A 20,358-nucleotide genomic window follows, 5' to 3' on the forward strand; every position below is an offset into this window, starting at 1 on the left:
TTTTGCAAAATTTATGAGAATAGACAAATATTTATGGTGCGTGCGATATTACAAAACGCGCAATATGGTAACGGAAGCCTGCAAAAAAAATCATGTCACCGTAAATGGACAAGTAGCCAAACCATCGAAGGAAGTTTTTCCTACCGACAAAATCACTTTCAGGAAAGATCAAATCACGCAAATCATAACCGTTTTGGACATTCCGGAGAATCGGGTTGGCGCCAAATTGGTCGATATGTACAGGAAAAACGAAACGCCGGCAGAAGCCTATGAGCATCTAGAATTGTTGAAATTATCGAAGGAACATTATCGAAAAAACGGAACGGGAAGACCAACCAAAAAAGACCGGCGCGACATTGACGATTTTGGCAATGAAACAAAAACAGATGCTGAAGAAACAGAATAAAATACGGCTTGAATTTATACAACTTTCAAAAATAAAGTAAAATATTTAATTCGTCTAAACCAAGAAAACAGAAAGAACTCTTTTTATCTTTGAAAAAAAATCCCTATGAACAAAAACATCATCCTGTCCAATCAAGAAATAGAGCATAAAATAAAAAGAATTGCTTACCAAATCTATGAAACATTTGTAGATGAAGAAGAAATTGTCATTGCAGGAATCGCTTCCAATGGGTTTATTTTTGCCAAAAAAATTGCCGAAGCCTTGAATGCCATCTCGACACTCAAAGTTTCGTTGTGCGAAGTCCGAATCAACAAGCAAAAACCAGAATCGGCCGTAACCACCTCTTTGCCCAAAGAAGAATATACCAACAAAGGCTTGGTACTTGTTGACGACGTGTTGAATTCGGGAACCACCCTGATTTATGCCGTAAGACACTTCTTGGACGTTCCCCTGACCAAATTCAAGACGGCTGTCTTAGTGGATCGAAATCATAAAAAATACCCGGTAAAGGCAGATTTTAAAGGAATTTCGCTCTCTACCTCCTCCCTGGAGCATGTTCAAGTGGTTTTTGATGAAAACGGTGGCAGCTGCGCTTATTTAAGCTAGGATTTCCAGAATATCGGCAACTGTTTCCTCCACTGTTTTATCGTCGACCACCACTTTATGTTGTGCGTGGTTGTAATAGAAGCTTCGGTCAAAAAGGTGCTTGGCTATAAACTCCCTCATTTCGGCTTCGTTTTTGTCAGCTATAAGAGGACGTTTGCTTTTGTTGGCAACCAATCTGTCAAACAAAGTTTCTATCGAAGCTTTCAAATAAATGGACAAAACATTGTCCCCCTTCAACAATTCGTGATTATTGGCATAACAAGGTGTTCCACCTCCCAAACCAATTATTAAATTCTCGGGAGAATTCAACAAATCGACAAAAGTTTCGTGTTCCAACTTTCTAAAATAGATTTCTCCGTGCTGTTCAAAAATCTGGTTTATGGACAAATTGGTTCTTTCTTCGATGATTTTGTCCAAATCCACGAATGGAATATGGGCAGTTTTTGACAATCTATTGGCGATTGTGGACTTCCCACAACCCATATAACCTAATAAAACTATTTTTCTCATTTGAATAAAACCTTAAATACTAAGGCGTTAAAGGATTTTGTTAAAAAAAGACAAATTTATAACAAAATACCTTTGAAAAATCAAAAATAACATCTTATATTTGCACCCGCATTCAAGAAAAGAATATGACTCGATAGCTCAGTTGGTAGAGCACATCACTTTTAATGATGGGGTCCTGGGTTCGAGCCCCAGTCGGGTCACAAAATTGTGATCAACACATAATTTTCTTGAAGCATTGACTCGATAGCTCAGTTGGTAGAGCACATCACTTTTAATGATGGGGTCCTGGGTTCGAGCCCCAGTCGGGTCACAATATAATGCGCATACGTTAAAGAATCTTGATAGTCTGTAGACTTGATAGCTCAGTTGGTAGAGCACATCACTCTTAATGTTGGGGTCCTGGGTTCGAGACCCAGTCAGGTCACACAAAGAAAAACATAGAGACGTTGCATTGCAGCGTCTCTATGTTTTTTTTAGGCCACGTGGAGAAACGGTAGACTTGCCAGCTTGAGGGGCTGGTGCTCGCAAGGGCGTGCGGGTTCAAATCCCGCCGTGGTCACTTTAAAAGCCTGTTTACAGGGCTTAACAAAGGTTTTAGTCAACATTAGTCAACCGACTTTAGAAATGTGGATTAAAACCTTTTTTTTGTTTAATCAAAAGAATCCAGATCAATCCTAAAAACCTGTGGAATGATAAAATTCAAAAAAAGTCCAAAATGTTGACCACATTTAATTTCTAAAAAATATAGGACAAATCAATAAAAGACTCCAAAATTAGCAACAACACACACAACAAACTAACGCTAAAGTAGTTATGCGATTACAAAAACAATAAATTATTTGCAACTTAATTAAAAATGTGTAAATTAGCCTAACTTTTTTACCATAAACAGCATAAATGTGAAAAACAATACGGGGAAATCAAAAAGGAATTTATTAGGGTTTTTCATCCTTTCCTTTTTTTTATTGGGCATAATCAATGCCAATTCCCAAACTATTTTTTACGATTCCATCAGCAAGAAAAAATACGCCAAGATTGATGTTCGCCAAACCTATGAAAGAGTCATCGAAAAAGGATATGAATCCATCGAAATGCTGGAATATTTGGGAAATTATTATTACAAGGACAAAGATTTTCAAAAATCAAAATTATACTTCGACATGCTCTTCAGAAAATACAAATTGGCTCAAATTTCACCTAAAAGCATCGAGCTATATAATAAATTGCCGAATTAACATTATCGAAATCACAAACAAAAAAAAACCGTCTCAAATTAAATTATAATTTGAGACGGTTTTTTTTGTTTGGAATTCTTGAAATTACAACTTGATGTTCAACCCCAGTTTGAAGTTTCGACCCAAAGTGTTGTAACCCACATTTTCAACGAATTCTTCATTCAAAATATTGGTTACTGCACCAAATATAGTCAACCTGCTTTTCACCAATTCATAGTTCAGGGAAGCGTTTACCAATTGGTAAGAACCCAAAACAATCTTCTTTGTCCCATAAGTATTTCCGTCAAAGAAAGCATCATTTCTACCGTCAACATATTGGTAATTCACGTTAAAAGTAGTTCTTGGGCAAATTTGATAATCCAAAGAAGAATTCACTTTATGTTTCGGAATCAATCGATCCAGAGCTTCATCTACTTGCGTAAAAGTATAATTGGAAATCCATTTTATTTTTTCGTTCAAGGTAAAAGTGATTTCTGTCTCAACTCCTTTGGCCTTATTCGTCCCCTCAATATTAATGTATTTATAAGTTGGCGAAAACCCAATAAAATTATTCTGCTCCCGGTAAAACCCTACTGCTGAAAATCGTAGTTTTTCATCTAAAATCTGTGTTTCAAAACCAGCTTCGACTGTGGTATTTTTTTCCGGTGTCAAATCCGTATTTCCATAGGGAGAATACAATTGGTACAAACTTGGCGTCACGAAAGCGGTGCTGTAAGAAGCCAAAACTTTCAACGGAAATGCTTTAAAATCATAAGACGGATTGACGTTATAAACCAATTGGTTTCCGTATTCGCTGTGAATGTTCAATCGAGCTCCCGCATTTAAATTCAACCCAAAATCCGAAGTAAAGACTCCCGTAACATAAGGATCAATCATGTTGAATTTGGCATTTTCTTTCACAACACCTCCATAAGGCGTTTCACTGTTCATGTCGTGAAACTGATATTGGGCACCAGTCACAAGAAATAAAGACTTGGAAAACTCATATTTATTGTAGCCATCCACATTTACGCTTCTGGAATCGTATTGTGACAAACCAACCGTTCCAGAATAACTATCCAATTCGTTGTAAGTGCGCCCAATTTTGTTAAAACTCGAATTCAGGATGAATTCCCCTTTATCATATTTGTATTTTGGCATAAACCCAAAACGGGATTGTTCTGTTTTTGAATGATTCTGGCTCACGTCATTGGTTCCCGTATTGTCAAAACCGCCGTCATAATCATTATTGATTTTGTCGAAATTTCCAAAGAAATCCAAGGTCAATTTATCACAAACTTTATAACCCAACTTGGCCAAATAATTGATTCTCGAAAAACGGTCAACTTCATAGGCAACATTTTCGTTTGGCGGCGCAATTTGTGACATTCCCGTGGTTTCCGTACTGTTCAAAGAGGCAAAATAATTGACCTTGTCCACGTTCCCATTCACCGAAAATCCTTGATTGTAATCCTGGGGACTTGTCTTGGAAGTAAATGCCGTATTGTACGTTCCAGCATTCAAATATACATTTCCTTGAATGGCTTTCTTGCCTGATTTTTTCAAACTGATATTGATTACCCCTGTGGCAGCACCGGTTCCGTACAAAGTACTCGAAGCCCCTTTCATGATTTCGATGCTTTCCACCTGTTCGGCAGGAAGCAAACGCAAATCATATTCAAGACTGATTCCCGAGGCATCGGTAACCGGAATCCCGTCAATTAAAATAAGTACTTGACTGCTTTTTCCCCCACGAATGTAGTAGCCCAAATTTTTTCCGGCAACACTTTGGCTTCCGTTAATTTCAACACCTGCAACCGAATTAAGAATGGTAGCCACACTCTGCCCTTCCTTCATTTTTAAATCTTGGGAAGTAATTTTTGTAATTACTTTTCCCGACTTTTCTTTGGGCAAAGCAAATTTGGAATCAGAGATCACCACTTCATCCAGTTGATTTTTAGACACGATGGCGTCTTTTTGCTGCGCAAAAACGCAGCTTGTCATTAATGCGAATAACGCACTAACACAAACGATTTTGTTGTTCATTTAATAAACATTTTTAATGATAAAAATGGGAGAAAAGCATAGAATGACCCATACCCAAACCTTTTTTCCCGAAAGTTTGATACTCGATGTACTAGGCAGGTCTCCTGGCTTGCGTCTTGTTGTTGACCTTCCCATTTGAAGTTAGAAGTCAAAAGTTAGAGGTCAGAAGTATTTAACTTCCAACTCCCCTCTTCCTACTTCCCACTTCCAAACAGTGGTTTTGTAGATAACAACAAGCTTGATAGCTTACAGTTGCGGGTACAGCTTAAGATTTAGAATTTAAGATTGCAGATTCAAGATTGCAGATTTTTAAAAAACCTGAAACCAAAAAAACCTGAAACCAAAAAAACTTCACTCAATTCCCTTTTAATGCGGTTTTAAAATTTAAAACAGCAACCTCAATACGGCGGCAAAGGTAGTTCTAACATTCGAATAAAAAAATAAAATTGATTTTTAAAAAGGAATACCTATACCTTTGCACTTCTTTCAAAAGTGTTTTTTATGAAATTTATTTCCTTACGAATCATCCTGTTTTTATCACTGATTTCCTTTGTTGGATGCAAACAAAACACTACTGTTTTCAACGACACAATTGCCTCTTCAAAAAATGAAATCCAATATGCCAAAGGATTGGAAATCTACAAACACCAAGGCTTTTCCATCCTGAAAATCACCAATCCTTGGCCGGAAGCCAAAGAAAATTTCACTTATATCCTGCAAGAAAAAAACGGAATAATTCCCGACAGTTTGAAGCAATTCACCATCATTCCAGTTCCAATTCAATCGATTGTCGTGACCTCAACCACTCATATTCCAGCCTTGGAGTTATTGGGAGTCGAAAATACTTTGGCAGGTTTTCCGAGCACCGATTACATTTCTTCCGAAAAAACCAGAAAGCGTATCGACGCTGGAAAAGTTCGAGAAGTAGGAGTCAATGAAAGCCTGAACACCGAAGTTTTAATCGACATAAATCCCGATTTGATTGTGAGTTTTGGCTTGAACAACAGCAATCCTACTTTGGATAATCTTCAAAAAAGCGGCTTGAAAGTAATGCTCAACGGCGATTGGACAGAGCAATCTCCTTTGGGAAAAGCGGAATGGATTAAGTTTTTTGGCGCATTGTACGGATTGGATTCCAAGGCAAATTCCATTTTTTCGAAGATTGAAAAAGAATACAATTCGACTTTGGAATTAGTCAAAAAAGCGACAACAAAACCGACTGTTTTAAGTGGCGCAATGTATCAAGAACAATGGTACGTTCCGCAAGGCGAAAGCTGGGCAGCCTTGTTTTTGAAAGATGCGCAATCACAATATTTATGGGCAAACACAAAGGGAACAGGCAGTTTGGCAGTGCCATTTGAAACCATATTGGAAAAAGCACAAAATGCCGATTTCTGGATTGCTCCCGGAGATTTTTCAAGCCTGAAACAAATGAGCGACAGCAATCCGCATTACAACCAATTTGCTTCGTTTAAAAATAAAAAAGTATATTCGTACAGCCTAAACAAGGGAGCAAAAGGGGGAATTGTCTATTTCGAATTGGCCTCTTCTCGCCCCGACTGGGTTTTGAAAGATTTGATCAAGATTTTTCATCCCGAATTAGTGCCGAATCATAAATTATTTTTCTTCCAAAAATTAGAATAATGTTAAATGATAATTAAAAAAAACAGAGAATTCACCTCCTCTCTTCGAGTGATTCCGCTTTTGGGCGGGATTGTATCGAGAAGCTAATCCCCTCAAAGTGATAAACTAATTTTAAAAAAATGAACAAAACAATTTTAATAACAGGAGCAAGTAAAGGAATAGGTTTCGCTTTGTCACAACAATTTCTAAATAATGGTTATTCTGTAATTGGAACAAGTCGGACGGGGGAAATAGACAACTTATCACATCCTAATTTTACAGTTTTGGAACTTGACTTATCAAAAGAAGTGACAATAATCAATTTCAACAAACTAATTGAAAACGGAAATATTAAAATTGATTATTTAATTAACAATGCAGCAATTGGTCCCGATTTAGACACTTTAAATCCTGAGATAGAAAGTTTCAAACAGACTTTTGATGTAAACGTAACTGGAACAGTATTTTTTACTGAATTAGTTTATAAACACATTAAATTGGGTGGAAAAATAATAAACATCTCCTCAAAAATGGGATCAATAGAATTATGTGAACGGGTTGATTCTGTTGCATACAGCATGTCCAAAACTGCTCTTAATATGTATTCAAAAATCCTAACGAACAGACTATTAGACAAACAAACAGTGGCAACTATTCACCCCGGTTGGGTTCGAACAACTATAGCCAAAGACAATATTGTGAATGGAAAACTTTCACCAGACGAATCTGCAATTAAAATATTTAATTTTGTGACAACTGACTTTGAAACAGGAATATTTTGGGATATAGAAGCAGAAAGAAAAACAGAATGGTAAAATAATAACCCCATAAAACCATCTAAAAAACAAACAAATCCAAGCTTGCAAAACAAAAACCGAAATATCCTTTTATTCACCATTTTGACATTGTCACTGCTATTGCTATTGTTGTTGAACATCAGCTTGGGTTCTGTTTCCATCCCCATAAAAGACGTTTTCAACAGCTTGACAGGCGGCAACTCCAGCAAGGAAACTTGGGATTACATCATCGTCAATTATAGACTACCCAAAGCCATTGCGGCCATACTCGTGGGGATGGGATTATCCATCAGCGGATTGTTGATGCAAACCTTGTTCCGAAATCCATTGGCTGGACCGGACGTTTTGGGATTAAGTTCCGGGGCAAGTTTAGGTGTGGCAATGATTATTTTGGGAGCCGGTTTTTTACCTCCATTCTTGGCTTCGTTTTTACTTTCTTCTTATGGAATTATTTTGGCTTCAAGTTTGGGCAGTTTCCTGGTTTTATTGGCCGTTTTAGGGGTTTCCCAAAGACTGCGTGACACAATGGCCATACTAATTGTAGGATTGATGTTTGGTAGTCTAACAAGTGCCATCGTTGGGACATTAACCTATTTCAGCACCGCCGAACAATTGCAAAAATTCACTTTTTGGTCTTTGGGAAACCTTGGTAATTTGTCTTGGCCATCGATTTTCATTTTATCCGTTTGTATCTTCATCGGATTGCTTTTAAGTCTTGTCAGTATCAAACCCTTGAATGCTTTATTGCTTGGCGAAAACTACGCCCGAAGCTTGGGAATGAACTACAAAAGAACGCGATTGATTATAATCTTTGCCACCAGTATTTTGACGGGAAGCATCACCGCTTTTGCCGGCCCAATTGCCTTTATAGGACTGGCCGTGCCACATATTGCCAAATTGGTTTTCCAAACCAGTAATCACACTATTTTATTTTGGAGCACCTTGCTTTTGGGAGCCATTATTATGCTCGTTTGCGACAGCATTTCGCAAATTCCGGGAAGCGACTTGACCTTGCCCATTAATGCCGTCACATCCATTTTTGGCGCGCCAATCGTGATTTGGTTGTTGATTCGAAAACGTAAAATGATGAACTAATTTTTTTAAACGCATAGAAACATAGTTTTTATTAATTTTATCAAGACGTTTCACTAAATTATAGCTAATCATAGCTATGCTAACCCAAGACTCAAGCGATAGCGAACAGGCGAATCAATTGGGCTATGTAACTCTTTTTTCTATGATTCTTTGCGTTTAATATTTTAAAAAATAACACTGCTATGATAACACAAAAATATTTAGATGATTTAACTTACGAAGTCATTGGTTCCGCCATTGAAGTACATAAAATAATGGGAAGAGGCTTACTCGAAAGCGTTTACCATCAATGTATAAAAGAAGAATTAGCTCTTAGAAAAATTAACTTTTCTACAGAGATGAAAGTTCCTCTAATTTATAAAACCAAAGAACTCAAAGTAGATTTTAAATGTGATTTATTTATTGAAAATTGTTTAGTTGTAGAATTAAAATCCGTAATACAACCAAATCCTATATTTGAAGCTCAACTTCTTACCTATATGAAACTTTTAAAAGCCCCAAAAGGCATCTTAATTAATTTCAATTGTTTCAATATTTTTAAAGATGGTCAAAAAACTTTCGTAAACGAATATTTTAAAAATTTACCCGAAAAATAAACTATCCCTCTATGTTTGAAACGTGTTTCAACTATAAACTCTTTATAGATTCCAAAAGACTATGTTTCTATGCGTTTAAAAACATTAACTTGTAAATTATGAGTAATAAAAACATCCTTTCGATTTCAAATTTAAGCGTTGGTTACAAGACCAAAAGCTCAACAATACTCATTGCCGAAAATTTAAACTTGAATTTAAAGGAAGCAAAGTTAATCGCTTTAATTGGCGCCAACGGTATTGGAAAATCAACACTTTTAAGAACCATTACTGGAATCCAAAAACCGCTTTCAGGCACCGTTTTGCTGAATGAAAAGAATATTCATGAATTGGATTCATTGACTTTGGCGCAAAACCTGAGTGTTGTTCTTACCGAGAAATTACCGCCAAGTAACTTGACCGTATGGGAACTCATCGCTTTGGGAAGACAACCTTACACGAATTGGATTGGAACCCTAACCGACAAGGATATTGCAAAAATCAACGAAGCCATCGCACTCACTCAAATCGAACATTTAGTATCCAAAAGACATTACGAAATCAGCGATGGACAATTGCAAATCGTCTTGATTGCAAGAGCTTTGGCTCAAGACACGCCCTTGATTATTTTGGACGAACCCACCACCCACTTGGATTTGTTGCACAAAGTGGTGCTCTTTAAACTCTTGAAAAAACTCACCCAAGAAACGGAAAAGTGCATTCTTTTTTCGACTCACGACATCGACATGGCAATACAATTGAGCGACGAAATGATTATCATGACTCCCGAAAACACGGTGCAAGACCAGCCTTGCAATTTGATTCTAAAAGGAAGTTTCAATACTTTATTCAAGGATGAACACATTGTTTTTGACAGTGAAAAAGGGAAGTTTGTGATTTCTTCTTAACCACGAAGACACAAAGAAGGCACAAAGTTCACAAAGTTTAAAAAGATAGCGGTTTATAATTCGTTTGGACTCTAATCTTCTAAAAACCAATAAGTATCTTTTTCAAAATCAATTTCACCATCAACCTTAATATCTTTAAGATGTTTTTCAAAAATGCCAAACTTTTTTTGATAAATTTCATAAGAACAACATGCTCCTAAAAATCCTTGAAACTTATGATAAACAAGTATATCTCCTTTTTCAAAAGCTTTTTCTTTAGGAAAGATTGGAAACAATAAAACTGAACCTAAAATTCCAACTAAAAAAACTCCTCCAAAAATATATCCCAAAAAAGCAATAACAGGTGTAAAAAAATAATAAGAAAAATAAATTGCCTTTTTTTTAAATGGTTTTAAACTCCAAAAGAAAAGAATAAAACCAGTTATATAAAGTATAATTTTAAAACCAAAAACTATTGGTTCACTAAACCCATATCCAGTTAATTTTCCAACAATAGAATATCCAATTAAAAAAATTAAAAGATAAAAATGGAACTTATAAAAATTGTTTTTCATAAAATCTATTTGAGTGAAGTCCATCTGTCTTAATACTTAATACTCCTATCTTAATACTGAAATCTGCCTCTTCGCTTCGCCAACCACAAAAGCAACGGAATTGGCAATATTAAAACTTCGGATTAATTTCGACATCGGAATGGTCAAATGATTTTCAAATCGATTCAAAACTTCATCGCTCAAACCAACGCTTTCTTTGCCGAAAACCAACCAATCGCCATCTTGAAATTCCGCTTCATAAATAGACTTTTCGGCGTGGGAACTCATCAAGAAAACACGGGATTGATCCGGAATTTCGGCAATCCATTCTTGGATATTTTGATATTCAGTTACATCGAGATGTACCCAATAATCCAATCCGGAGCGTTTCAGGTTTTTATCATTAATGACAAATCCAAAAGGATGAATCAGGTGCAATCGGCTTTCGGTGCCTACACACAACCGACCAATGTTTCCTGTATTGTTGGGAATTTCGGGTTCTATAAGGACTACGTTTAACATTTCTTATTGGTTATTTGGTTAACTGTTTATTCGGTTATTTGAAAAGCATCAACTTCAACAACTTCTCCTGCTTTTAAATCATTCAAATGCACCTTTCCTATTCGAACCCGCACCAATCGCAAAGTAGGAAAACCAACAGCAGCCGTCATTTTTCGAACCTGACGAAATTTCCCTTCATTGACCGTGATCGAAACCCAGGAAGTGGGGCCGTGGCGTTCGTCCCTTATTTTTTTTCCTCTTGGCCCAAAATCAGGAATTTCGTTGACGATAAAAGATTCGCAAGGTTTGGTGATGTATTTCGTGCCATTGAAACCAATTTCGACACCATTTTTCATTTGGTCAATGGCCGCCTGCGTCATGATTCCATCGACTTGCACGTAATATTCCTTGTCCACTTTTTTACTACGGACAATTTCACTCATTTTCCCGTCGGTGGTCAACAAAAGCAAGCCTTCCGAATCCTCGTCAAGGCGCCCAATGGCCATTGTTCCTGCCGGAAAATCGTGTAATTCGCCCAAGAGTTTTTTCTTTCGTTTCAATTCATAAATAAATTGACTCAAATAGCCGTAAGGTTTGTGGAGGATAAAATGACGGTGCGACATTTGGACTTAAATTTCAAAAGACAAAGATAGTTTTGTTTTGGAAGTTAAAAAATAAACATTGTGTCTTGATGCGATTATTTAGATGCACCAAATTTCAAATCTTGTGACAATAATTCTCCTTCTTGTGCCATTTTTATATTGGTCATTTAATTTCCTGTCTATTTTTGAGATGAATAAAAAAATAAATCTATCAACTACTAAAAAACAAAAATTATGGACGATGAATTAATGGGAACCATCAAACTTTTCGCAGGTAGTTTTGCACCTGTAGGCTATTTCACTTGTGAAGGACAAACTTTAGCAATCAGAAATTATACTGCACTTTTTGCCATCTTAGGAACCTATTATGGCGGAGATGGTGTAAATACTTTTAAATTACCTGACTTGCGTGGTGCTTTTCCAACACAATGCACCAACACACCAGGCGTACACCCAGGAGGCACTTATTCTCTTGGAGAAACTGGTGGAGCACAGGCTGCGACCATTACAGCAGTAAACATGCCACCTCACACTCACACCATAGTAAAAGGATCAGGAACCAACATAACTGGAAATGTATCGGTAACCACCACATTACAAGCCAGCACTAGTCCAGGAGCAAATTCAACTCCTTCTGCAATCAATAATGCTTTAGGAAAAACGGTTGATACCAATGGCAATAGTGACCCTAATTTGTACACTAATGCCGCACCGAGTCAAAATTTAGCAGGAATTAGTTCAACAGCTAGCAATAATTTAAATTTTGACCCAACAGGCTTACAATTGACTCCTTGGGGTTCTGGACCAATGCCCTTGCCAACATTACCGCCTTTTGTGGCTATGCAGTATATTATATGCTATCAGGGAATCTTTCCTTCAAGACCATAATAAATATAAAAAAAATGGACTATTGAATAATAGTCCATTTTTTTTATATCTTTGATAATAAACACATTAACAAGTTATGATAAAAAAACTACTTCTCATTGGATGTTTTCTAAGTTTGTTTTCATCCTCACTAGCCCAAACCACTTTATCTCCAGGCGACATAGCTATTATTGGAGTAAATTACGACACTTCTCCTTACTATGAACTTACAATAGTAACCCTTGCTCCCATTGCCGCTAACACACAAATTAGAATTAGTGATTATTGGTATAATGAGAACACCCTAAACAAACTGACCAACGTTCAAGCTAGTTCAGGCAACGCAGTCCTGACATCAGAAGGGGCTATTTTATGGCAACCCCTCTCCGCTATTCCAGCAGGCACTCTATACAAAATAAGTATTTTGCAAGGGGGCAATACAGTTATCGGCTTACCCGGTAACGTTTCTGTTACTGGTTGGTCAACAGCTGCCGGTACTCCTTCAAGTCAAGGAGGTGACAACTGGTTCATCTATCAGGGCACTAGTGTAACAGATGTTACCAATTTTGTTTTTCTTTGGGGAAATGGTTCTAATGCTATAATAAATAATACTGCTATTGTTCCTAGTCAATTTGTAACTCCAGGAAGTATCAGTTCACTATGGGGAACTAGCGATTTAAGTAATAACAATGTAACTTATCTACCTCCAAGTTTAACCTTAGGCACCAATGCCATTGCATTGACTGTTGATCCAAATATTAATGGTGGGATTGGTTTTCATGCAGACAACAATATCTATACAGGTACAAAATCAGGTACAAAAGCAGCATTACTAACTGCAATTTGTAACAAGGATAACTGGGACGGCAATGAGACTACAACTTATGACATCACTCCAGGAGGAGCAAACTTCTCTGGAATTAATCCAATTTTCACCGTAACAGGTGCCAATAGCGCACCAACTGATATAGCACTTACTGCTTCATCTATTAATGAAAATGTGGCGGCCAATTCAACCGTGGGAACATTGAGTTCCACCGATGTTGATGCGGGAAATACTTTCACTTATACCTTGGTGGCCGGAACAGGAAGCACGGACAACGCTTCTTTCAACATCAGCGGTTCGAGTTTGAGAATCACGGCTAGTCCTGATTTCGAAACCAAGTCTTCCTACTCCGTTCGAGTTAGAACAACGGATCAAGGGTTGTTGTTCTTCGAAAAAACATTTACCATCACCATCAACGACTTGAACGAAGCCCCAACCGACATGGCAATTTCGGCTTCTTCAATCAACGAAAATGTGGCGGCCAATTCCACCGTGGGAACCTTGTCTTCCACGGATGCCGATGCTGCAAACACGTTTACCTATACTTTGGTTGCTGGAGCAGGAAGCACGGACAACGCTTCTTTCAACATCAGCGGTTCGAGTTTGAGAATCACGGCTAGCCCTGATTTTGAAACCAAATCATCCTACTCCGTTCGCGTGAGAACAACGGATCAAGGGTTGTTGTTCTTCGAAAAAACATTTACCATCACCATCAACGACTTGAATGAAGCCCCAACCGACATGGCAATTTCGGCTTCTTCAATCAACGAAAATGTGGCGGCCAATTCCACCGTGGGAACCTTGTCTTCCACGGATGCCGATGCTGCAAACACGTTTACCTATACTTTGGTTGCTGGAACAGGAAGCACGGACAACGCTTCTTTCAACATCAGCGGTTTGAGTTTGAGAATCACGGCTAGTCCCGATTTCGAAACCAAATCATCCTACTCCGTTCGTGTGAGAACAACGGATCAAGGGTTGTTGTTTTTCGAAAAAGCATTTACCATCACCATCAACGACTTGAATGAAGCTCCAACCGACATGGCAATTTCGGCTTCTTCAATCAACGAAAATGTGGCGGCCAATTCCACCGTGGGAACCTTGTCTTCTACCGATGCCGATGCTGCAAACACGTTTACCTATACTTTGGTAGCGGGAACAGGAAGCACGGACAACGCTTCTTTCAACATCAGCGGTTCGAGTTTGAGAATCACGGCTAGTCCCGATTTCGAAACCAAGTCTTCCTACTCCGTTCGCGTGAGAACAACGGATCAAGGGTTGTTGTTCTTCGAAAAAACATTTACCATCACCATCAACGACTTGAATGAAGCCCCAACCGACATTGCTATTTCTGCTTCGGCTATCAACGAAAACGTGGCGGCCAATTCAACCGTGGGAACCTTGTCTTCTACCGATGCCGATGCTGCAAACACGTTTACTTATACCTTGGTTGCTGGAACAGGAAGCACGGACAACGCTGCTTTCAACATCAGCGGTTCGAGTTTGAGAATCACGGCTAGTCCCGATTTCGAAACCAAATCATCCTACTCCGTTCGCGTGAGAACAACGGATCAAGGGTTGTTGTTTTTCGAAAAAACATTTACCATCACCATCAACGACTTGAATGAAGCCCCAACCGATATGGCAATTTCGGCTTCATCCATCAACGAAAATGTGGCGGCCAATTCCACCGTGGGAACCTTGTCTTCCACGGATGCCGATGCTGCAAACACGTTTACCTATACTTTGGTTGCTGGAACAGGAAGCACGGACAACGCTTCTTTCAACATCAGCGGTTCGAGTTTGAGAATCACGGCTAGTCCCGATTTCGAAACCAAATCATCCTACTCCGTTCGTGTGAGAACAACGGATCAAGGGTTGTTGTTTTTCGAAAAAGCATTTACCATCACCATCAACGACTTGAATGAAGCTCCAACCGACATTGCTCTTTCTGCTTCGGCTATCAACGAAAATGTTGTGGCCAATTCCACCGTGGGAACTTTGTCTTCTACCGATGTGGATGCTGCAAACACGTTTACATATACCTTGGTGGCCGGAACAGGAAGCACGGACAACGCTTCTTTCAACATCAGCGGTTCGAGTTTGAGAATCACGGCTAGTCCCGATTTCGAAACCAAATCATCCTACTCCGTTCGCGTGAGAACAACGGATCAAGGGTTGTTGTTCTTCGAAAAAACATTTACCATCACCATCAACGACTTGAATGAAGCCCCAACCGACATTGCTATTTCTGCTTCGGCTATCAACGAAAACGTGGCGGCCAATTCAACCGTGGGAACCTTGTCTTCTACCGATGCCGATGCTGCAAACACGTTTACTTATACCTTGGTTGCTGGAACAGGAAGCACGGACAACGCTGCTTTCAACATCAGCGGTTCGAGTTTGAGAATCACGGCTAGTCCCGATTTCGAAACCAAATCATCCTACTCCGTTCGTGTGAGAACAACGGATCAAGGGTTGTTGTTTTTCGAAAAAGCATTTACCATCACCATCAACGACTTGAATGAAGCTCCAACCGACATTGCTCTTTCTGCTTCGGCTATCAACGAAAATGTTGTGGCCAATTCCACCGTGGGAACTTTGTCTTCTACCGATGTGGATGCTGCAAACACGTTTACCTATACTTTGGTTGCTGGAACAGGAAGCACGGACAACGCTTCTTTCAACATCAGCGGTTCGAGTTTGAGAATCACGGCTAGTCCCGATTTCGAAACCAAATCATCCTACTCCGTTCGTGTGAGAACAACGGATCAAGGGTTGTTGTTTTTCGAAAAAGCATTTACCATCACCATCAACGACTTGAATGAAGCTCCAACCGACATTGCTCTTTCTGCTTCGGCTATCAACGAAAATGTTGTGGCCAATTCCACCGTGGGAACTTTGTCTTCTACCGATGTGGATGCTGCAAACACGTTTACCTATACTTTGGTAGCGGGAACAGGAAGCACGGACAACGCTGCTTTCAACATCAGCGGTTCGAGTTTGAGAATCACGGCTAGTCCCGATTTCGAAACCAAGTCATCCTACTCCGTTCGCGTGAGAACAACGGATCAAGGGTTGTTGTTCTTCGAAAAAACATTTACCATCACCGTGAATGATTTATGTGATTTAGACAATACCGTTACTCAATCAGCTGGAATATTGACGGCGACCCAAACTGGAGCCACTTACCAATGGTATAAATGTTCTGACAATTCCCTTGTTGGAACCAACAGCAATACTTATACTCCAACAGTAGTGGGTGACTACAAAGTTGACATTACTTCTGGAAGTTGTACCGTGACATCAACTTGTGTTACAGTGACAACATTAGGAAATACGACCTTTGAAACCAATTCAAAATTTGTATTATACCCTAATCCGAGTTCCGGAATTGTAAATATAAATTCCGAGGCCGATGGCGATTTCCAAATTCTAAACCAATTAGGTCAAGTAATGAAAACGTTCAAAGTGAATGCCAATGTGATTAATACAATAGAGGCAGAAAACCTTACTGACGGTATTTATTTTGTAAAAGATTCCAACAAAAACAAATCTTACAAGCTTATCATCAAAAAATAGTTTGACTCATTCCTAAATAGAAACTGTCCGAGAAGCAATTTTCGGGCAGTTTTTTTGCTTTAAATGGACAAAACCTGTTTTCACCAAAAAGACTTCAAGTCACTAAATTAAAGCATTTTACGGTTTCCCGTAAAGAACCTACTTTATTTATTCTTTATTTTACATAACTTCAAATCAATCATAAATACTAAACATTTGAATTATGATAAAAAAATCAATTTTGATAGAGAATAAAACTTCTATTACCGCCAAAAACTTGCAACTAATAATCAAATCCGAAATCCGGGAAAGTGCTATTCCCATTGAAGATATTGGCTTTTTGGTTCTCGATCATCAAGAAATTTACCTCAGTTTGCCGGCAATGAATTTGTTGGTGGAGAACAATACTTCGGTAATTATTTGCGGCAAAAATCATTTACCCAACGGAATGTTTCTCAACCTCAACAGCCACCACATTCAACAAGAGGTTTTCAAAAACCAAATTGAAGCTTCCATTCCGCTAAAAAAACAATTGTGGCAACAAACCATTGTCGAGAAAATAACGAATCAAGGGATTCTTTTGACAAAAATTACTCCAAATAAAAACACTCTTGAATTCTTGGCCAGCAAAGTTTTGAGTGGCGACACTACCAATATGGAAGGCGTGGCAGCAAGCCAATATTGGAAAACCTTTTTTGACACCCATGACATCAATTTCAGGAGAGAACGTTTTGGCGATTATCCCAATAATTTCCTCAATTACGGCTATGCGATTCTTCGTGCCGCTACCGCCAGGGCTTTGTCGGGAAGCGGATTATTGAACACCCTGGGCATTCATCACAAAAGCAAATACAACGCTTTTGCCCTCGCCGATGATATCATGGAACCCTTCCGACCCTTGGTGGACGAAAAGGTTTTTGAAATTATGCAACAATACGACGAACAGGAATTAAACACCAAAATCAAGGCCGAACTGTTGCAGGTATTGACCCGAACCGTTTATTTCAAAGACGAAAAAAGCCCGTTGATGGTAGCCTTGCAAAAAACAGCCAGCTCCTTGCAACAATGCTTTATGGGAAACAGAAAAAAAATCAAATACCCCAAATTATGGAACTTAACGCCTACCGAATAATGTGGTTGTTCGTGTTTTTTGATTTGCCGACAGAAACCAAAAAGGATCGGCGAAACGCCTCGCAATTTCGAGGCAATCTCTTGAAGGATGGTTTCTCGATGATGCAATTTTCGGTTTACATTCGCCATTGTGCTAGCGGAGAAAGTGCCGATGTTCACGAAAAACGGATTCACAAACTCGTCCCGCCCTTGGGCAAAGTCAGTGTTTTGCGGATTACCGACAAGCAATTTGGGATGATTATCAATTATCTGGGCAAAGCCAAACAAGATGCAGTAGATGTGCCAACGCAGTTGGAATTGTTTTAAAACATTGGTTCTTGCCGATTATCCCAAAAATAAGACAACTGAATAGTTTCTTTGTTTATTTCATAAAACAACGAACATTGTTTGGTAATAGTAGCTTTTCTAACTTTATTATTAAAATTAGAACTTTTATAAATATAGGGTTGCTTGGAAATGGAGTGAATTACAGAATCTACTTTTCTTATAAACTTTTTAGCAGAAATAACACCAAATTTTGCTTCAATATAAAGAACAATTACATCAAAAGTTGTTTCGGCATTTTCTGACCAAACCACTTTCATAAGTTATATTTGGTTTTATACTTAGCCATAACTTCTTCGTGCGAAGAAAATTTTCCTTGCTTGAATTGTTCCTGACTCTCAAGAATCCCTGCTTTTACATGCTCTGGAAGTTCGTCCCAAAAATCAACTTCTTTTTCTTCAAAAGTAATTTTTGCTTTAATGGCAGTGGCAATTTCCTGCAACATACTTTTGTATTCCTCTTGGGTTTCAATAACTACTCTCATAATCAATGTTTTTACAAATATACAAATTATTACAATTGGGTTTTGGCTTGAACAACTGCAATTGCATAGAAACAAAAAAATGCTCCAATCTAGCCTATCACGTGCTAAAAAGGAGCATTTTATTTTACGATATTCTTATTTATTCTCTTGATTACTAGAAGGTAACAAGCCAACTAATATCGTGTTTTCTAATCTTTAATCAAACCACAACCGCTTACTATCTTATTAGATGAAATATCGAAATATCGTGTTTTCTAATCTTTAATCAAACCACAACCCACGGCGAGGACTAACGTAACGTTCGAAGAATATCGTGTTTTCTAATCTTTAATCAAACCACAACCAACAAGCCTTTAGGGTAATGACCGCCACAATATCGTGTTTTCTAATCTTTAATCAAACCACAACAGAATGCAACGGTTTTATGAAACTTGGAGCAATATCGTGTTTTCTAATCTTTAATCAAACCACAACCAATTGATAATGTTGATGCTTTTGGTTTTAAATATCGTGTTTTCTAATCTTTAATCAAACCACAACCATTTCGAAATTATTGTTCGGTAACCAGAAAATATCGTGTTTTCTAATCTTTAATCAAACCACAACCGTGCAGCGTTCGCGCCTTCTGGTCGATACAATATCGTGTTTTCTAATCTTTAATCAAACCACAACCACTTGGTCGGGCTTTATCGCCCGCATAGCAATATCGTGTTTTCTAATCTTTAATCAAACCACAACAATCGGTAACGACATCGACCTTGACAAGTTAATATCGTGTTTTCTAATCTTTAATCAAACCACAACATCCAAGCCACTCAGCAGCTTTCGGCCGAAAATATCGTGTTTTCTAATCTTTAATCAAACCACAACTACTGCGCTGTCTTCGCTTTCGAACTCAATAATATCGTGTTTTCTAATCTTTAATCAAACCACAACCAATATCTTATACAGACATTAGCAGCAGGAAATATCGTGTTTTCTAATCTTTAATCAAACCACAACCACAACCGAAGAATATAAATCTTATAATGTAATATCGTGTTTTCTAATCTTTAATCAAACCACAACAATCAAACAATTTCGGCCTTAAGAAATTAAATATCGTGTTTTCTAATCTTTAATCAAACCACAACCTTGTCAAGATTTAAGTGCAGCCGGTAAGCAATATCGTGTTTTCTAATCTTTAATCAAACCACAACTTCGTGCCCGAATTCCAAAGAAAGGGAAAAAATATCGTGTTTTCTAATCTTTAATCAAACCACAACCTGACGATGTTATGTAAACATTCTTGTTAAAATATCGTGTTTTCTAATCTTTAATCAAACCACAACTTATGGTGGTAATCCTACTGGAACAACGCCAATATCGTGTTTTCTAATCTTTAATCAAACCACAACATAAAGTGGTTTGCGTCAGGGATAGGCGGAAATATCGTGTTTTCTAATCTTTAATCAAACCACAACCCCGGAGCCTTTCGAACCGCCATAGCCTATAATATCGTGTTTTCTAATCTTTAATCAAACCACAACTTAGACCATAAGAAAGTACCCATACAACCTAATATCGTGTTTTCTAATCTTTAATCAAACCACAACCAAGATAGTACAGTTTAGATTTTACAACCCAATATCGTGTTTTCTAATCTTTAATCAAACCACAACTTTTGCTGCTGTGTCTTTAGGATTTGGATTAATATCGTGTTTTCTAATCTTTAATCAAACCACAACCAATAGGCTTCACTATACCCTTGCT

At 38.1% G+C, this 20,358-nt stretch carries 19 protein-coding genes, 4 tRNA genes, 1 CRISPR repeat array and 1 riboswitch (1 of these 25 running past the window's edge); of the genes, 16 read left to right on the forward strand and 7 right to left on the reverse strand.

From position 1 onward, the window contains the following. Window positions 1-13 precede the first annotated feature (13 nt). The gene (locus OZP13_RS11675; RefSeq protein WP_281297244.1) at window positions 14-406 is read left to right on the forward strand and encodes an RNA-binding S4 domain-containing protein; all 393 of its coding nucleotides are present in this window, start codon (window positions 14-16) and stop codon (window positions 404-406) included. Between the two features lie 105 nt (window positions 407-511). After that, window positions 512-1,012, forward strand: coding sequence for a phosphoribosyltransferase family protein (locus tag OZP13_RS11680; protein WP_281297245.1), 501 nt, complete (start codon window positions 512-514; stop codon window positions 1,010-1,012). Here the strand turns inward: OZP13_RS11680 and OZP13_RS11685 are convergent. Beyond that, entirely contained in the window at window positions 1,004-1,522 is a 519-nt protein-coding gene (locus OZP13_RS11685) for a shikimate kinase (RefSeq protein ID WP_269240315.1), read from the reverse strand. The two genes, OZP13_RS11680 and OZP13_RS11685, sit on opposite strands and share 9 nt — an antisense overlap. A 127-nt stretch (window positions 1,523-1,649) precedes the next feature. Between OZP13_RS11685 and OZP13_RS11690 the strand changes: the two genes are divergently transcribed. From OZP13_RS11690 to OZP13_RS11710, 5 genes are all read left to right on the forward strand, one after another. Beyond that, window positions 1,650-1,722, forward strand: a tRNA-Lys gene (locus OZP13_RS11690). Window positions 1,723-1,759: 37 nt separating this feature from the next. Further along, window positions 1,760-1,832 (forward strand) — tRNA-Lys (locus tag OZP13_RS11695). A gap of 41 nt (window positions 1,833-1,873) precedes the next feature. Further along, a tRNA-Lys gene (locus OZP13_RS11700) sits at window positions 1,874-1,946 on the forward strand. 52 nt (window positions 1,947-1,998) lie between these two features. Further along, window positions 1,999-2,081: transfer RNA gene (locus tag OZP13_RS11705), tRNA-Leu, on the forward strand. Window positions 2,082-2,421: 340 nt separating this feature from the next. After that, window positions 2,422-2,757, forward strand: a complete 336-nt coding sequence (locus OZP13_RS11710) for a hypothetical protein (protein ID WP_281297246.1) — start codon at window positions 2,422-2,424, stop codon at window positions 2,755-2,757. Window positions 2,758-2,841: 84 nt separating this feature from the next. Here OZP13_RS11710 and OZP13_RS11715 read toward each other — a convergent pair whose 3' ends face one another. After that, window positions 2,842-4,782, reverse strand: coding sequence for a TonB-dependent receptor plug domain-containing protein (locus OZP13_RS11715; protein WP_281297247.1), 1,941 nt, complete (start codon window positions 4,780-4,782; stop codon window positions 2,842-2,844). Window positions 4,783-4,859: 77 nt separating this feature from the next. After that, window positions 4,860-5,199, reverse strand: a riboswitch (cobalamin riboswitch). 84 nt (window positions 5,200-5,283) lie between these two features. Between OZP13_RS11715 and OZP13_RS11720 the strand changes: the two genes are divergently transcribed. From OZP13_RS11720 to OZP13_RS11740, 5 genes are all read left to right on the forward strand, one after another. Next, on the forward strand, window positions 5,284-6,426 hold the full coding sequence (locus tag OZP13_RS11720) for an ABC transporter substrate-binding protein (RefSeq protein ID WP_269240320.1): 1,143 nt from the start codon (window positions 5,284-5,286) through the stop codon (window positions 6,424-6,426). 119 nt (window positions 6,427-6,545) lie between these two features. Beyond that, window positions 6,546-7,220 (forward strand): SDR family NAD(P)-dependent oxidoreductase, encoded by a 675-nt coding sequence (locus tag OZP13_RS11725; protein ID WP_281297248.1) that lies wholly within the window; start codon window positions 6,546-6,548, stop codon window positions 7,218-7,220. 45 nt (window positions 7,221-7,265) lie between these two features. After that, entirely contained in the window at window positions 7,266-8,297 is a 1,032-nt protein-coding gene (locus tag OZP13_RS11730; protein ID WP_281297249.1) for an iron ABC transporter permease, read from the forward strand. Window positions 8,298-8,479: 182 nt separating this feature from the next. Continuing rightward, complete coding sequence (locus tag OZP13_RS11735) at window positions 8,480-8,893, forward strand: GxxExxY protein (RefSeq protein WP_269240322.1); 414 nt, start codon at window positions 8,480-8,482, stop codon at window positions 8,891-8,893. A gap of 98 nt (window positions 8,894-8,991) precedes the next feature. Next, window positions 8,992-9,777, forward strand: a complete 786-nt coding sequence (locus tag OZP13_RS11740) for an ABC transporter ATP-binding protein (protein ID WP_281297250.1) — start codon at window positions 8,992-8,994, stop codon at window positions 9,775-9,777. 71 nt (window positions 9,778-9,848) lie between these two features. Here OZP13_RS11740 and OZP13_RS11745 read toward each other — a convergent pair whose 3' ends face one another. From OZP13_RS11745 to OZP13_RS11755, 3 genes are read right to left on the reverse strand one after another with little or no spacing between them, the layout of a single operon-like run. Then, on the reverse strand, window positions 9,849-10,331 hold the full coding sequence (locus OZP13_RS11745) for a hypothetical protein (RefSeq protein WP_281297251.1): 483 nt from the start codon (window positions 10,329-10,331) through the stop codon (window positions 9,849-9,851). A gap of 45 nt (window positions 10,332-10,376) precedes the next feature. Further along, on the reverse strand, window positions 10,377-10,832 hold the full coding sequence (locus OZP13_RS11750; protein WP_269240325.1) for a tRNA (cytidine(34)-2'-O)-methyltransferase: 456 nt from the start codon (window positions 10,830-10,832) through the stop codon (window positions 10,377-10,379). Between the two features lie 26 nt (window positions 10,833-10,858). Then, complete coding sequence (locus OZP13_RS11755; protein ID WP_281297252.1) at window positions 10,859-11,434, reverse strand: pseudouridine synthase; 576 nt, start codon at window positions 11,432-11,434, stop codon at window positions 10,859-10,861. Window positions 11,435-11,647: 213 nt separating this feature from the next. Here OZP13_RS11755 and OZP13_RS11760 point away from each other — a divergent pair, with 213 nt between their 5' ends. The 4 genes from OZP13_RS11760 (at window position 11,648) to cas2 (ending at window position 18,104) form a co-directional block, all read left to right on the forward strand. Further along, window positions 11,648-12,301 (forward strand): phage tail protein, encoded by a 654-nt coding sequence (locus OZP13_RS11760; protein WP_281297253.1) that lies wholly within the window; start codon window positions 11,648-11,650, stop codon window positions 12,299-12,301. Between the two features lie 76 nt (window positions 12,302-12,377). Next, window positions 12,378-16,688 carry a beta strand repeat-containing protein gene (locus OZP13_RS11765; protein WP_281297254.1) on the forward strand — a complete coding sequence of 1,437 codons (4,311 nt, stop codon included), beginning with the start codon at window positions 12,378-12,380 and terminating at the stop codon, window positions 16,686-16,688. Window positions 16,689-16,890: 202 nt separating this feature from the next. Further along, on the forward strand, window positions 16,891-17,799 hold the full coding sequence (cas1, locus tag OZP13_RS11770; protein WP_281297255.1) for a type II CRISPR-associated endonuclease Cas1: 909 nt from the start codon (window positions 16,891-16,893) through the stop codon (window positions 17,797-17,799). Next, window positions 17,775-18,104 carry a CRISPR-associated endonuclease Cas2 gene (gene cas2, locus OZP13_RS11775; protein ID WP_269240329.1) on the forward strand — a complete coding sequence of 110 codons (330 nt, stop codon included), beginning with the start codon at window positions 17,775-17,777 and terminating at the stop codon, window positions 18,102-18,104. The genes cas1 and cas2 overlap by 25 nt, the downstream gene beginning before the upstream one ends. On the opposite strand, the gene OZP13_RS11780 is transcribed toward cas2, so the two are convergent. Both OZP13_RS11780 and OZP13_RS11785 read right to left on the reverse strand, forming a co-directional pair. Then, a complete protein-coding gene (locus OZP13_RS11780; protein WP_269240330.1) occupies window positions 18,101-18,382 on the reverse strand; it encodes a type II toxin-antitoxin system RelE/ParE family toxin in 282 nt (93 codons plus the stop codon). The genes cas2 and OZP13_RS11780 overlap by 4 nt on opposite strands. Further along, window positions 18,379-18,606 carry a hypothetical protein gene (locus OZP13_RS11785; protein ID WP_281297256.1) on the reverse strand — a complete coding sequence of 76 codons (228 nt, stop codon included), beginning with the start codon at window positions 18,604-18,606 and terminating at the stop codon, window positions 18,379-18,381. Before OZP13_RS11785 ends, OZP13_RS11780 begins: the two co-directional genes overlap by 4 nt. Before the next feature lie 175 nt (window positions 18,607-18,781). After that, window positions 18,782-20,358: a CRISPR direct-repeat array (repeat unit 36 nt; unit sequence AATATCGTGTTTTCTAATCTTTAATCAAACCACAAC); it runs 4,978 nt beyond the window's last position.

The sequence above is a fragment of the Flavobacterium limnophilum genome, assembly GCF_027111315.2.
Classification (GTDB): Bacteria; Bacteroidota; Bacteroidia; order Flavobacteriales; family Flavobacteriaceae; genus Flavobacterium; species Flavobacterium limnophilum.

Bases quoted from the DNA above. Each gene is read 5' to 3' on its own strand.
- OZP13_RS11675 (WP_281297244.1), top strand. From the start codon at position 14: ATGAGAATAGACAAATATTTATGGTGCGTGCGATATTACAAAACGCGC.
- OZP13_RS11680 (WP_281297245.1), top strand. From the start codon at position 512: ATGAACAAAAACATCATCCTGTCCAATCAAGAAATAGAGCATAAAATA.
- OZP13_RS11685 (WP_269240315.1), bottom strand. From the start codon at position 1,522: ATGAGAAAAATAGTTTTATTAGGTTATATGGGTTGTGGGAAGTCCACA.
- OZP13_RS11715 (WP_281297247.1), bottom strand. From the start codon at position 4,782: ATGAACAACAAAATCGTTTGTGTTAGTGCGTTATTCGCATTAATGACA.
- OZP13_RS11720 (WP_269240320.1), top strand. From the start codon at position 5,284: ATGAAATTTATTTCCTTACGAATCATCCTGTTTTTATCACTGATTTCC.
- OZP13_RS11725 (WP_281297248.1), top strand. From the start codon at position 6,546: ATGAACAAAACAATTTTAATAACAGGAGCAAGTAAAGGAATAGGTTTC.
- OZP13_RS11735 (WP_269240322.1), top strand. From the start codon at position 8,480: ATGATAACACAAAAATATTTAGATGATTTAACTTACGAAGTCATTGGT.
- OZP13_RS11740 (WP_281297250.1), top strand. From the start codon at position 8,992: ATGAGTAATAAAAACATCCTTTCGATTTCAAATTTAAGCGTTGGTTAC.
- OZP13_RS11745 (WP_281297251.1), bottom strand. From the start codon at position 10,331: ATGAAAAACAATTTTTATAAGTTCCATTTTTATCTTTTAATTTTTTTA.
- OZP13_RS11750 (WP_269240325.1), bottom strand. From the start codon at position 10,832: ATGTTAAACGTAGTCCTTATAGAACCCGAAATTCCCAACAATACAGGA.
- OZP13_RS11755 (WP_281297252.1), bottom strand. From the start codon at position 11,434: ATGTCGCACCGTCATTTTATCCTCCACAAACCTTACGGCTATTTGAGT.
- OZP13_RS11760 (WP_281297253.1), top strand. From the start codon at position 11,648: ATGGACGATGAATTAATGGGAACCATCAAACTTTTCGCAGGTAGTTTT.
- OZP13_RS11765 (WP_281297254.1), top strand. From the start codon at position 12,378: ATGATAAAAAAACTACTTCTCATTGGATGTTTTCTAAGTTTGTTTTCA.
- cas1 (WP_281297255.1), top strand. From the start codon at position 16,891: ATGATAAAAAAATCAATTTTGATAGAGAATAAAACTTCTATTACCGCC.
- cas2 (WP_269240329.1), top strand. From the start codon at position 17,775: ATGGAACTTAACGCCTACCGAATAATGTGGTTGTTCGTGTTTTTTGAT.
- OZP13_RS11780 (WP_269240330.1), bottom strand. From the start codon at position 18,382: ATGAAAGTGGTTTGGTCAGAAAATGCCGAAACAACTTTTGATGTAATT.
- OZP13_RS11785 (WP_281297256.1), bottom strand. From the start codon at position 18,606: ATGAGAGTAGTTATTGAAACCCAAGAGGAATACAAAAGTATGTTGCAG.